Genomic DNA, 13,438 nt, shown 5'->3' with positions numbered 1-13,438 from the left:
ACCCGCCGGGTCATTCCGGCGGAAGCGCGCCGACGCGCGCCATCTCCCCCTTAAATCCAACATCCCGGCGAAGGCCGGGATCCAAGCCGAGCGTCGGGAAAGGTCACAGCCGATCGAACCGCACAGCCCCTGCTGGAGAGTCAGCTTGGGTCCCGGCCTTCGCCGGGATGCTGGGTATTGGATGGCTTCGGAGCCCCTCATGTCCTCACCCGCAATACGCCTCGATCTGGACTCACCTCTTCGGCGCACACGCATACGAACACCCTCAAAGGTATAGTAAACATCACAGCTCCACCAGAAAGTGTCGATCGACTCCTGGGCGGCGCGGCGCGCTAATACTCGTATTGCGTGTGTTTTTGGAAAACTCAATCAAGGGAAATGACCATGTCGAGCATCAGTCATATCAACGGCCTCGCTCATCCCGAGCCCAAGGCCCTGGCCGCGCACGTCACGGCCGCGGCCTCGTCGGTCTATATCTCGCAGACGGCTTCCGGCGGGGCGGTCAATCAGGTCAAGCAGAGCACGACCGCGGCCAACAACCTCTACTGGCTGCATCTGAGCAACAGCTCACCGATCAGCACGCTGGAGTTCATCGTGTCGTTCAAGCCGGGCTCGCCGCTGGTCGGCCAGAGCCAGCGGTTCGCTTTCCCCAGCCCCTACGCCGGCAGCGTGACGACGCCGTTCGGCGTGCCCTATTGGGGCGGTGATCCGATCCTGGGTCCGGCGGTGCTGACGGTCCTGGTGAACGGCCTGGCGGTGGGTAGCTACAACTTCACCGTCATCGCGTAGCGCGCATGTCCGTCGGGGCGGCTCGGGCCGCTCCGACGGACTACGCCGCTTCGCCCTGGGTGTAGCCCAGTTGCTTGTTCAGCTTTTCCAGCAGCTCGATCACCGCTTCGGCGATCACCGTGCCGGGCGGGAAGATGGCGGCGGCGCCGGCGTCGCGCAGGGCCTGGAAGTCCTGGGGCGGGATCACGCCGCCGACCACCATCATGATGTCGCCGCGCCCCTGCTTGGCCAGCTCGGCCTTGAGTTCAGGAGCCAACGTCAGGTGACCGGCCGCCAGGGAGCTGGCGCCGACGATGTGGACGTCGTTCTCGACCGCCTGCTTGGCGGCCTCGGCCGGGGTCTGGAACAGCGGACCGATGTCGACGTCGAAGCCCAGGTCGGCGAAGGCGGTGGCGATCACCTTCTGGCCCCGGTCGTGGCCGTCCTGGCCCATCTTGGCGACCAGGATGCGGGGACGGCGGCCGTCGGCTTGCTCGAAGGCCTCGACCATGGCCTTGGCCCGGGCGGCGGCGGGGTCGTTGCCGGCTTCCTTCATGTAGACCCCCTGGATCGACTGGATCGTGGCGCGGTGGCGGCCGAAGACGTTCTCCATGGCCAGGCTGATCTCGCCGACCGTGGCCTTGGCGCGGGCGGCGTCGACGGCCAGGGCCAGCAGGTTGCCGTCGCCGCGCGCGCCGTCCTCCAGGGCCTTCAGCGCCGCGGCCGTCTGGGCCGGATCGCGCTCGGCCTTCAGGCGCGCCAGCTTTTCCAGCTGCTGGGTGCGGACCGACGAATTGTCGACCTTCAGCATCGGGATCTCGTCGACGACCTCGGGCTTGTAGCGGTTGACGCCGACCACGCTCTGGCGATTGGCGTCGATGCGGGCCTGGGTCTTGGCGGCGGCTTCCTCGATGCGCAGCTTGGGGATGCCCTGCTCGATGGCCTTGGCCATGCCGCCGGCCGCCTCGACCTCCTCGATGTGGGCCAGGGCCTTGACCGCCAGGTCGTGGGTCAGGCGCTCGACATAGTAGGAACCGCCCCACGGATCGGCGACGCGGGTGGTGCCGCTTTCCATCTGCAGGAACAGCTGGGTGTTGCGGGCGATCCGGGCCGAGAAGTCGGTGGGCAGGGCCAGGGCCTCGTCCAAGGCGTTGGTGTGCAGGCTCTGGGTCTGGCCGTTGACGGCCGCCATGGCCTCGACACAGGTGCGCGAGACGTTGTTGAACACGTCCTGCGCCGCCAGCGACCAGCCCGAAGTCTGGCTGTGGGTGCGCAGGGAGAGGCTGCGGTCGTCCTTGGGATCGAACTCGCGCTTCATCAGCCGGGCCCACAGCAGGCGGGCGGCGCGCATCTTGGCCACTTCCATGAAGTAGTTCATGCCGATCGCCCAGAAGAACGACAGACGCGGGGCGAAGACGTCGATGCTCATGCCCGCCGCGACGCCGGCCCGGCCATATTCGATGCCGTCGGCCAGGGTGTAGGCCAGTTCCAGGTCGGCCGAGGCCCCGGCCTCCTGCATGTGGTAGCCGCTGATCGAGATCGAGTTGAACTTCGGCATCTTCTGGGCGGTGAACGAGAAGATGTCCGCGATGATCCGCATCGAGGGACCGGGCGGATAGATGTAGGTGTTGCGGACCATGAACTCCTTGAGAATGTCGTTCTGGATGGTCCCCGACAGCTTGTCGGGCGTGACGCCCTGTTCCTCGGCGGCGACGATGTAGAGCGCCAGGATCGGCAGCACCGCGCCGTTCATGGTCATCGACACGCTCATCTTGTCGAGCGGGATGCCGCTGAACAGGGTGCGCATGTCGAGGATCGAGTCGATGGCCACGCCGGCCATGCCGACGTCGCCCTTCACCCGCTCGTGGTCGCTGTCGTAGCCCCGGTGAGTGGCCAGGTCGAAGGCCACCGACAGGCCCATCTGACCGGCCGCGAGGTTGCGGCGGTAGAAGGCGTTGGAGTCCTCGGCGGTCGAGAAGCCTGCGTACTGCCGCACCGTCCACGGATTGGTCACGTACATGGTCGGATAGGGGCCGCGCAGATAAGGCGCGAGGCCGGGATAGCCGTCGGTGAAGTCGAGCTGCGCGGTGTCGTCGGCGGTGAAGGCCGGGGCGACGTCGACGCCTTCGGGCGTGGACCACACCGCGCCTTCCGGCGCGGCGACGGTGGCGGCGGCTTCGAACGCGATGTCCTTGAAGTCGGGGAACTTGCTCATGCGCGTTCTCCCATTGGGGCCCCCTCGAAGGCGGCGGCGAAACGGATAGGGGTCAGGGCTGGGCAGTGCGAGTCGGGCCCCGGCACGCGGTCGCTGGGCGGATCGACGGCGAACTCGGCGACGACGGGCGTCGCCACCTCGATCGGCTTGTCGTCGGCGTTGGGGAAGACGGTGACGCCCAGGATCTTGCGGGTCTTGTCGGCGTATGCGGCTTCCTGCGCCGCGCGGGTGGCGCCGACGATGTCGGAGACCAGGCCGCTTTCCAGCGCCTTGATGATCCCGCCGGCCGCCTCGATGGCCTGGAAGCCGCCCCAGGCGGCGCGGGCCAGCTGGTCGGTCAGGCTGTCCAGGTACCAGGACCCGCCGGCCGGATCGGCGACTCGGCCCAGATTGCTCTCTTCCATCAGCACCAGCTGGGTGTTGCGCGACTGGCGGCGACCAAAGGCGGTGGGCAGGCCGATGGCGTCGGTGAAGGCCCCCAGCACGATGGCGTCGGCGCCGCCGACGGCGCCGGCGAAGCCCGCGCTGGTCAGCCGCAGCAGGTTGGTCCAGGCATCGGCCCGGGTCAGCATGCGATGAGAGGTTCGGGCCTCGATCACGGCCGGGACCGAGACGCCGCAAGCGTCGGTGATCCGCGCCCACACGGCCCGAGCGGCGCGGACCTTGGCCACGCCCGTGAAATATTCGGCGTCGAGGCTAACGCCCAGGGTGATGCGCGAGAAGGCTTCGTCCATCGGCAGGCCCGCGCGGACCAGGGCCTTGGCGTAGGCCAGGGCGCAGGCGGCCATCACGGCCAGCTCCTCGGTATTGGAGCCGCCGGCCTCATGCGCGGCGCGGCCGGTAGCCAGGAACAGGCTGGCCTTGGCGTAGGTCTGGGCCAGTCGCGTGCCGACCATCGCCGCCGAGATCAGGTGGCCCTCGATCGGTCCGGGGCTGGCGCCGGTCTGGGCGAAGGCGGTCAGCGGGTCCATGTGGAAGGCTAGCGGCGCATTGGGCGCGGACTTGGCCAGGGCGCCCAGCCAGTCGGCGGCCCTGGGGCCCAGGAAACCGGCGTCCAGGGCGACGGGCGCCAGGTCCAGCATCACGCCGTTCAAGGCCTGGGCCAGGTCCTGGGCCGAGCCGACGGCGACGCCGTTCGCGCCGGTGGGGTCGATGGCCAGCAGCACCGAGGCCGCGCCGCCCTCCAGGTCCTTCATGATCTCGGCGGCGGTCTGGCGGGGATCGGGATGGGCGGAGCGCATGCGCAGGTCCCAGGGGCGATCGGCGTCACGGGCTCGCAGGTCGCGCGCCACGACCACGCCGTCGGCGGCCATGTACAGCGGCTTGATGGCGATTCCGTCGGGGGTCTTGGTGACGAGCGCGTCGTCGAACGCCTGGCCCTTCAGGGTCTTTTCGACCAGGGCCATCCACTTGGAGGCGTCCGGGGGACCGAAATCCTGGGCCAGCGGCGTGATCGTCTGCGTCACGACGTCTCTCTCCTGCATTGCAGCATTTTCTTGTTTTAGCCGGCAATTGCGCCCGAGCCTCATGGTAGGTCAAGCGCTTGCGCCGGGTGCGAACGACCGTTTAAGCTAACGCTGTTAACATGAGCGGCCCAGAGCGGTCGCACCAAAGGAGACGTTCTTCATGGCCTTGCCGCCGATCCTGCGCGACCGCCTGCGCCTGCCTGTCATCGCGTCTCCATTGTTCATCATCAGTAATCCCGATCTGGTCATCGCCCAGTGCAAAGCCGGCGTCGTGGGTTCGTTTCCAGCGCTTAACGCCCGGCCGATATCTCAGCTGGACGAGTGGCTGGCCCGGATCACCGAGGAGCTGGCGGCCTACGACAAGGCCAATCCCGACGCGCCGTCGGCGCCGTTCGCGGTCAACCAGATCGTCCACAAGAGCAACAACCGGCTCGAGGAGGATGTCGCCCTCTGCGTGAAGTACAAGGTGCCCGTGGTGATCACCTCGCTGGGCGCGCGCGAGGACCTGAACGGCGCGATCCACAGCTACGGTGGCGTCACCCTGCACGACGTGATCAACGACAAGCACGCCCACAAGGCCATCGAGAAAGGCGCCGACGGCTTGATCCCGGTCGCGGCCGGCGCCGGTGGCCACGCCGGCACGCTGTCGCCGTTCGCCCTGGTCCAGGAGATTCGCCAGTGGTTCGACGGGCCGGTGGCGCTGTCGGGCTCGATCGCCTCGGGCCGTTCGATCCTGGCCGCCCAGGCCATGGGCGCGGACCTGGCCTATATCGGCTCGGCCTTCATCGCCACGGCTGAAGCCAACGCACCCCAGGGCTACAAGGACACCATCGTCGAGGCTTCGGCCAACGACATCGTCTATTCCAACCTCTTCACCGGCGTGCACGGCAACTATCTGCGCCAGTCGATCGTCCGGGCGGGGCTGGATCCGGAGAACCTGCCGGTCAGTGATCCGTCGGCCATGAACTTCGGCTCGGGCGGCAACCAGGACGCCAAGGCCTGGCGCGACATCTGGGGCTCTGGCCAGGGCGTCGGGGCCATCGACGCCGTGCTGACGGCCGGCGAACTGATCGCCAAGTTCGCGGAACAGTACGAGGACGCCAAGGCCGAGTTGGCGGCCAAGACGGCGCTGACTTCGGGTAATCGCCTGGCTTTCGCGGCCCAGTAGGCGGGGACGGGCGGGGGATAGACGGTCGTCGGTCCTCCGGGACTCGCGGCGGGGCGACACTGGAGGCGTTGAAACCCTCCAGGAGCTCCCATGTCCAACGACGCCACGCCCCGCCTGTCGCTGCCCTACGTAGCCGCCGGCCAGGCCCAGAAGCACATTACCGTCAACGAGGCCCTCGGCAGGCTGGACGGCCTGGTCCAGCTCGCGGTCCAGAGCCGTTCGATCGCCGCCCAGCCGGCGTCGCCCGCCGACGGAGCGATGCACATCCTGCCCGGCGGTGCGACCGGCGCCGCGTGGCTGGACAAGGCCGCCGGCCTGCTGGCCCGCTACATCGACGGCGCCTGGGAGACCCTGACACCGTCGGCCGGCTGGCTGGCCTGGATCGTCGACGAGGGTGTGGCCCTGATCCACGACGGCGCCAACTGGACCCCGCTGTCCTCGACCTTCAAGGCCCTCACGGCCGCTCGCTCGCCGTTCCTCGCCACGGTTCGGTTCGAGATCCTTGAGCAGGAGGTGACTCTGTCGGGCGCCTCGGTCGCCACCACGGTGGCGATCCCCAACCGCGCCGTGGTGCTGGGCGTCTCGACCCGCACCAGTGTCGCGATCACCGGCGCGACCTCCTACAGCTGCGGCGTCTCGGGCGACGCGGCCAAGTTCGGCGCGTTGCTGGGCGTGGCCAAGAACGCCAGCAATGTCGGGGTGATCGGCCCGACGGCCTACTATGCCGACACCCCGGTGGTGATCACGGCGGCCGGCGGCGCCTTCACGGGCGGCAAGGTTCGCGTGTCGATCCAGGTCATGCGCTTCGATCCTCCCGCCGCGATCTAAGGCCGCACCGAGGTTGACCCCGCCCGGCAACATCGGTACTGACCGCGCACCTTTGGGGAGTAGCCGCCCGCGCCTATCAGCGGGGCCCGTCGTCAACACACTTGCCTTTCGAGGCATGGCGCGGGTGAAGGAAGCCACCAGCTTCCGCGGCGAGACCAATGGCGTCGGTTTCCGTTCCGGGCTGGGCGGGGTCTCCGATGCTATTGGCGTGCGCTCGGCCCGGACGGTATTTTATCCAATGGAATCCATGCTCGTATCGGCCCTCGTGGTGGCCATCGCCGAGATCGGCGACAAGACCCAGCTGCTGGCTATCATCCTGGCCACCCGCTTCAAGAAGCCCGTGCCGATCATCCTTGGCATCCTGGTCGCCACCCTGGCCAACCACGCCCTGGCCGCCCTGGTCGGCTCGGAGGCTTCGCGCTTCCTGGACGGCGCCTGGTTCCGCTGGGCGATCGCCATCTCGTTCATCGCCATGGCCGCCTGGGCCCTGATCCCCGACAAGGCTGACGACGACATGCCCGGCGGTAAGGGACGCTATGGCGTGTTCCTGACCACGACCATCGCCTTCTTCCTGGTCGAGATGGGGGACAAGACCCAGATCGCCACGGTGGCCCTGGGCGCGCGCTTCCACAACGTACTGCTGGTCGCGGCCGGCACGACCCTGGGCATGATGGCCGCCAACGTGCCGGCGGTCTATTTCGGCGAGGCGGTGACCAAGATCGTGCCGCTGAAGTACGTCCGCATGGGCGCGGCGCTGGTCTTCCTGGGCCTGGGCGTCTGGGCCGGGATCGAGGCCTTCAAGAGCTAAGGCAACCGAAGCCGCTCTCTTCCCGTTCTTCCGCATCTGAATTGGGAGGACGGGAAGATGAGTGACCTATCACCATCGGAATTTCACGAAGACGTTTACGCGCACCCGCTGATCTCATGGGGCGCGGTGATCGCGGGGGTGGTGGTGGCCATCGCGCTGGGGGCCTTGCTCAACATGCTGGGCCTGGCCATCGGCGCGACGGTCGCCAACCCCTGGACCATGGACAGCGGTGACGCCAAGGCGCTCACGCTCGGCGGCGGTCTGTGGCTGGCGTTCTCCAGCGCCGTGGCCCTGCAGGTCGGCGCCTTCATCGCCGCCCGCGCCGCCAAGTATCCGGACCATCACAAGGGCCTGTTCCAAGGCCTGGCCGTCTGGGGCGTGGCCTTCGTGCTGGCTTTCGCCGGTATCGGCAGCAGCGTCGGCGGTGTCCTGCATGGCGGCGATACGGCGGCGACCGCCTACGTGACCGCGGCCGATGACGCCTCCGGTCCGGATGGCAAGATCAGCGCCGCCGACGCCAAGGCGACGGCCGAGCAGGCCGCCGACGTCACCGCCAGCCTGGCCTGGTGGGGCGTGGCGACCATGCTGCTGGGCGCGATCGGCGCCGTCGCCGGCGGCCGCCTGGGCGCCCGTCACCCCGCTTGGCACCGACGCGTCCGCGTCGTGTCCACCAACGTCTAAGGAGCACGACATGAAAGGCGCATTCCTCTGGCTGCTGGGCATCCCGCTGCCGATCATCCTGCTGCTGTACCTGTTCCACGTGCTTTGACGTGAGCGAGGCCCGCCCGCCCTTGATGCGGGCGGGCCTCAGCGCCACAAGGGTCCTGTACGAAAGGGACCTTGATGACGCAGCGCGGCTGGGAGTTCTGGATCGACCGCGGCGGCACGTTCACCGACATCGTCGCGCGACGTCCGGACGGGGCCCTGCTGACCCACAAGCTGCTCTCCGAAAATCCCGAACAATACGAAGACGCCGCCGTGGCCGGCGTGCGGGCCCTGCTCGACGGCGAGGCCGCGATCGACGCGGTCAAGATGGGCACCACGGTGGCCACCAACGCCCTGCTCGAACGGGCCGGCGAGTCCACAGTCCTGGCGATCACTCATGGCCACGCTGACGCCCTGCGCATCGGCTACCAGGCCCGGCCCAAGCTGTTCGACCGCAACATCGTCAAGCCAGAGGCGCTCTACACCCGGGTGGTCGAGATCGATGAGCGGATCAGCGTCGAGGGCTCCGTCTTGCGTCCGCTGGATGAGGCCGCCGCGCGCGCCGACCTGCAGGCCGCCTTCGACGCGGGCTTGCGGGCCGTGGCCATCGTGCTGCTGCACGGCTTCCGCTTCACCGACCACGAGGCGCGAGTGGCCGCGATCGCCCGTGAGGTCGGCTTCACCCAGGTGTCGGTCAGTCACGAGGTCAGCCCGCTGATGAAGCTGGTTGGGCGGGGCGACACCACGGTGGTCGACGCCTATCTGTCGCCGATCCTGCGCCGCTATGTCGACAAGGTCGCCAATGCTCTGGGGCGCAAGACCCGACTCCTCTTCATGCAGTCCAACGGCGGCCTGACCGACGCCCACGCCTTCCGGGGCAAAGACGCGATCCTGTCCGGCCCGGCCGGCGGCGTGGTGGGCATGGCCAAGACGGCCGCCCAGGCCGGGTTCGAGCGGGTGATCGGCTTCGACATGGGCGGCACCTCGACCGACGTCTGCCACTTCGCCGGCGAGTACGAGCGGGCCTACGAGACCGTGGTGGCCGGGGTGCGGATGCGCGCGCCGATGATGAACATCCACACCGTGGCGGCCGGCGGCGGCTCGATCTGCTCGTTCGACGGCGCGCGGTTCCGGGTCGGACCGGCCTCGGCCGGGGCCAATCCCGGTCCGGCCTGCTACCGACGGGGTGGGCCGCTGACGGTGACCGACTGCAACGTCATGCTCGGCAAACTGTCTCCGGACTTCTTCCCGGCGGTGTTCGGCCCGAACGCCGACCAGCGCCTGGATCGCGACATCGTCGTGGCGCGCTTCGAGGCGATGGCGGACGACATCCTGGCCGCCACCGGCAAGGCGATGACGCCGCAAGAGATCGCCGAAGGTTTCGTGACCATCGCCGTGGAGAACATGGCCAAGGCGGTGCGGCAGATCTCGATCCAGCGCGGCTACGACGTCACCAAGTACGTCCTGGCCTGTTTCGGCGGGGCGGGCGGTCAGCACGCCTGCCTGGTGGCCGACGCCCTGGGCATGACCGAGGTGATGATCCATCCGTTCGCCGGGGTGCTGAGCGCCTACGGCATGGGTCTGGCTGACCTGCGCACCTTGCGCGAGGCGACTGTCGAGCGGCCTCTGGCGGACGCCGCCGCCGATCTCGCCGTCCAGGTCACCGCGCTGGCGGGCGAAGCCGAGGCCGCATTGTGGGCCCAGGATGTGCCGCTGGTCCGCGTTGAGACGGTCGCGAGCCTGTTGGTCAAGTATGCTGGGACTGACACCCCGCTGCGCGTGCCGTTGGGCGACGCGGGAGCGGTGCGCGAGAGGTTCGAGGCCCTGCATCAGCGCCGCTTCGGCTTCGTCTCGCCGGCCTCGGCCTTGGTGGTCGAGGCGCTGGCCGTGGAGGCCATTGGCCATGCCGACGCCGGGGCGGCGCCGGACCTGGGCTTGAGCGCGGAGACCATTCCCGAGTCGCTGGCGACCCTGCCCGTCCGCATGGCCGGGGCCGAGCACGCCGCGCCGGTCTTCGACCGCGCCGCCCTGCCGATCGGCTGGGAGGTGCCGGGCCCCGCCATCGTGCGCGAGGCGACCGGCACCACGGTGATCGAACCCGGTTGGCGCGCGACGGTCGACCTGCACCGCAACCTGATCATCGACCGCGTCGTACCCCTGGCCCCGCGCCAAGCGGCCGGGACCAAGGCCGATCCGGTGATGCTGGAGGTGTTCAACAACCTGTTCATGGCCGTGGCCGAGGAGATGGGTTTCGCCCTGCAGAACACCGCCTATTCGGTCAATATCAAGGAACGGCTGGACTTCTCCTGCGCCCTGTTCAACCGCGACGGGAACCTGATCGCCAACGCCCCGCACATGCCGGTGCATCTGGGCTCGATGGGCGACAGCGTGCGGGCTATCCGTGACGATCGCCTGCATGACGGCCGGGGGCTGAAGCCCGGCGACGTCTACATGCTCAACGCGCCCTACAACGGCGGCACTCACCTGCCGGACGTGACCGTGGTCATGCCGGTGTTCGACGCGGCCGGCGTGCTGACCTTCTACGTCGCCGCGCGCGGTCACCAGGGCGACATCGGCGGCGTCACCCCAGGCTCGATGCCGCCCAGCAGCCGCACGGTCGAAGAGGAGGGGGTGCTGATCGAGAACTTCCTGCTTGTCGAGGGCGGGCGGTTCCTGGAGGCCGAGGTCCGGGCCCTGCTGGCCTCGAGCAAGTGGCCGGCCCGCAATCCCGACCAGAACATCGGCGACCTCAAGGCCCAGGTGGCGGCCTGCGCCCGTGGAGCCGAGTCGCTGACAGGTCTCGTCGCCGAGTTCGGCCAGGACGTGGTCGAGGCCTACATGGCCCACGTGCAGGACAACGCCGAGGAGGCCGTGCGGCGGGTTCTGGCGACCCTGACGGACGGCGACTTCGCTTATGAGCTGGACGACGGCTCGGTGGTGAAGGTGGCGATCACCGTCGACCGCGCGGCGCGCAAGGCACGGGTCGATTTCACGGGCACCAGCGACCAGGTCCCGACCAATTTCAACGCCCCGGCCTCGATCTGTCGGGCGGCGGCGCTCTACGTCTTCCGCACCCTGGTCGACGACGAGATCCCGATGAACGACGGCTGCCTGCGGCCGGTCGAGCTGGTGATCCCCGAAGGCTCGATGCTGCGGCCGCGCTATCCGGCGGCGGTGGTGGCCGGCAATGTCGAAACCAGCCAGGTGGTGGTCGACGCCCTCTACGGCGCGCTGGGCGTGATGGCCGCGGCTCAGGGGACGATGAACAACTTCACCTTTGGCGACGCGCGGCGGCAGTATTACGAGACGATCTGCGGCGGCGCGGGGGCGGGGCCCAACTTCGACGGCGCCGACGCGGTCCAGACCCACATGACCAACAGCCGCCTGACCGATCCGGAAGTGCTGGAGAGCCGCTATCCCGTGCTGGTCGAGGCGTTCTCGATCCGGCGTGGCTCCGGCGGGGCGGGCGCGCATCACGGTGGTGACGGGGTGGTGCGGAAGATCGGCTTCCGCGAGCCGATGACGGCGACCCTGTTGTCAAACCGGCGACGCGTGGCGCCGTTCGGATTGGCGGGCGGTGGTGAAGGAAAGCTGGGTTCAGCGCGGGTCGAACGGGTAGACGGCTCGGTTCAGGCGCTGGGCGCGACCGATGCAATCGAGGTCGCGGCTGGGGATTCGATCGTGATCGAGACGCCGGGCGGCGGCGGCTACGGGCGCTAACGGGTCGGGGACAGGCGCATGCGCCTGTCCCCGTTCGTTGCGGGCGTTTAGGCCAACTGAACCTTGCCATCCACGCGGCGGGCGATGCCCAGCGGATTGGCGTCCTGCAGTTCCACCGGCAGCAGGGCCGCCGGCAGGTTCTGGTACGAGACCGGGCGCAGGAAGCGGAAGATGGCCAGCGAGCCGACCGAGGTCGAGCGGCTGTCCGAGGTCGAGGGGAACGGGCCGCCGTGGACCATGGCGTGGCCGACCTCGACGCCGGTGCCGAAGCCGTTGATCAGCACGCGACCAGCCTTCAGCTCCAGAGCCGGCAGCAGGGCGCGGGCGAGGTCGGTGTCGGCCTCGTCCATGTGCACGGCGATGGTCAGTTGGCCTTCCAGCGCCGAGATCACGGCGGTGAGCTCGGCCAGGTCCTTGGCGCGGACCACCAGCGAGGCGGCGCCGAACACTTCGTCCTGCAGGTGCGGCGTGGCCAGGAAGGTCTTGGCGTCGACGCTGAACAGCGAGGCGCGGCCCTGGCCGTGGCCGCCTTCCAGGCCGTGGGCGACTTCGGCGACGCCCGAGGTTTCCGACAGCGCCTTCACGCCGCCGGTGTAGGCCTTGCAGATGCCGGGGGTCAGCATCTGGCCGGCCGGGGCCTTGGCGATCACCTCGGCGGTGGCGGCCAGGAAGGCGTCAAGCTCGGGGCCGTCGATGGCCAGGAGCAGGCCGGGATTGGTGCAGAACTGGCCCGCGCCCTGGGTCAGAGCCGCGACGAAGTCCGGGGCGATGGCCGGGCCGCGCGCCTTCAGGGCGTTGGGCAGCAGCAGGACGGGGTTGATGCTGCTCATCTCGGCGTAGAACGGGATCGGCTCGGGACGGCCTTGGGCGATGGCCAGCAGGGCCAGGCCGGCGCGGCGCGAACCGGTGAAGCCGGCGGCCTTGATGCGGTGATCGGCGACCAGGCCTTGCGAGATCTCGATGCCGGCGTCGTGCAGCAGGGCGAAGACGCCCGACGGCAGGCCGGCTTCCTTGACGGCTTCCTGGACGGCGCGGCCGATCAGTTCCGAGGTGCCGGGGTGAGCCGGGTGAGCCTTGACCACGACCGGGCAGCCGGCCGCCAGGGCCGAGGCGGTGTCACCGCCGGCCACCGAGAAGGCCAGCGGGAAGTTGGAGGCGCCGAACACGGCCACCGGGCCGAGCGGCACGTTGCGCAGGCGCAGGTCCGGACGGGCCAGCGGCTTGCGGTCCGGCTGGGCCGGGTCGATGCGGGCTTCCAGCCAGCCGCCGTCGCGCAGCACGCCGGCGAACATCTTCAGCTGGCCCATGGTGCGGCCGCGCTCGCCTTCGAGGCGTGCGCGGGGCAGGCCGGTCTCGGCCATGGCGCGAACAATCAGGTCGTCGCCGATCGCTTCGATCTTGGCGGCGATGGTTTCCAGGAACACCGCGCGCTGTTCGGGCGAGGTGGCGCGGTACGGGCCGAAGGCCGCCGCGGCGAGGGCGGCCGCCTCGTCCAGGTCGGCCTTGGTCGCGCCGCCGAAGGTCACGTCCAGCGTGCCGCCGGTGCTGGGGTCGACCGCGAGGATCGGGCCGCCGGTCCCGGCGCGAGCGCCGCCGTCGATCAGAAGTTCACCGGTGATGGTCATGGCGCGATCCCTCGTGTCGTAGTCGTTGGAGCAGTCTTAAATGATACCGCTCCCATTGTCGTCAAGCGGCGTGGGGGCAGACAGACTGTTTCGCCCCGGTTACCCTGGCTGAAACCTCGGGGGAAACGGATTCTG

General features: G+C 69.1%; 9 protein-coding genes. 6 read left to right on the top strand and 3 right to left on the bottom strand.

Annotation, left to right across the window (positions count from 1 at the left end):
* The first annotated feature begins 384 nt into the window (after positions 1-384).
* Positions 385-789 (top strand): hypothetical protein, encoded by a 405-nt coding sequence (locus tag G3M62_RS17370; protein WP_165189194.1) that lies wholly within the window; start codon positions 385-387, stop codon positions 787-789.
* Between the two features lie 40 nt (positions 790-829).
* Here the strand turns inward: G3M62_RS17370 and scpA are convergent, their stop codons facing one another.
* Both scpA and G3M62_RS17360 read right to left on the bottom strand, forming a co-directional pair.
* A complete protein-coding gene (gene scpA / locus G3M62_RS17365) occupies positions 830-2,983 on the bottom strand; it encodes a methylmalonyl-CoA mutase (protein WP_165189191.1) in 2,154 nt (717 codons plus the stop codon).
* Positions 2,980-4,437 (bottom strand): methylmalonyl-CoA mutase family protein, encoded by a 1,458-nt coding sequence (locus G3M62_RS17360; RefSeq protein ID WP_165191352.1) that lies wholly within the window; start codon positions 4,435-4,437, stop codon positions 2,980-2,982. Before G3M62_RS17360 ends, scpA begins: the two co-directional genes overlap by 4 nt.
* Positions 4,438-4,609: 172 nt before the next feature.
* Between G3M62_RS17360 and G3M62_RS17355 the strand changes: the two genes are divergently transcribed.
* The 5 genes from G3M62_RS17355 (at position 4,610) to G3M62_RS17335 (ending at position 11,678) form a co-directional block, all read left to right on the top strand.
* Positions 4,610-5,617, top strand: coding sequence for an NAD(P)H-dependent flavin oxidoreductase (locus G3M62_RS17355; RefSeq protein WP_165189188.1), 1,008 nt, complete (start codon positions 4,610-4,612; stop codon positions 5,615-5,617).
* A gap of 90 nt (positions 5,618-5,707) precedes the next feature.
* Positions 5,708-6,445, top strand: a complete 738-nt coding sequence (locus tag G3M62_RS17350) for a DUF2793 domain-containing protein (RefSeq protein WP_165189187.1) — start codon at positions 5,708-5,710, stop codon at positions 6,443-6,445.
* Between the two features lie 238 nt (positions 6,446-6,683).
* Entirely contained in the window at positions 6,684-7,253 is a 570-nt protein-coding gene (locus tag G3M62_RS17345) for a TMEM165/GDT1 family protein (protein ID WP_165189184.1), read from the top strand.
* Between the two features lie 57 nt (positions 7,254-7,310).
* Positions 7,311-7,934: a hypothetical protein gene (locus tag G3M62_RS17340; protein ID WP_165189181.1), complete on the top strand. Its 624-nt coding sequence runs from the start codon at positions 7,311-7,313 to the stop codon at positions 7,932-7,934.
* 162 nt (positions 7,935-8,096) lie between these two features.
* On the top strand, positions 8,097-11,678 hold the full coding sequence (locus tag G3M62_RS17335; protein ID WP_165189178.1) for a hydantoinase B/oxoprolinase family protein: 3,582 nt from the start codon (positions 8,097-8,099) through the stop codon (positions 11,676-11,678).
* A 47-nt stretch (positions 11,679-11,725) separates the two neighbouring features.
* Here G3M62_RS17335 and G3M62_RS17330 read toward each other — a convergent pair whose 3' ends face one another.
* Positions 11,726-13,303: an aldehyde dehydrogenase (NADP(+)) gene (locus G3M62_RS17330; RefSeq protein WP_165189175.1), complete on the bottom strand. Its 1,578-nt coding sequence runs from the start codon at positions 13,301-13,303 to the stop codon at positions 11,726-11,728.
* Positions 13,304-13,438: the final 135 nt, after the last annotated feature.

The sequence above is a fragment of the Caulobacter soli genome (assembly GCF_011045195.1).
In the GTDB taxonomy this organism is placed as follows: domain Bacteria; phylum Pseudomonadota; class Alphaproteobacteria; order Caulobacterales; family Caulobacteraceae; genus Caulobacter; species Caulobacter soli.
Note: the sequence above shows the minus strand (reverse complement) of the source record. Positions and strands in the feature narration are given on the sequence as shown.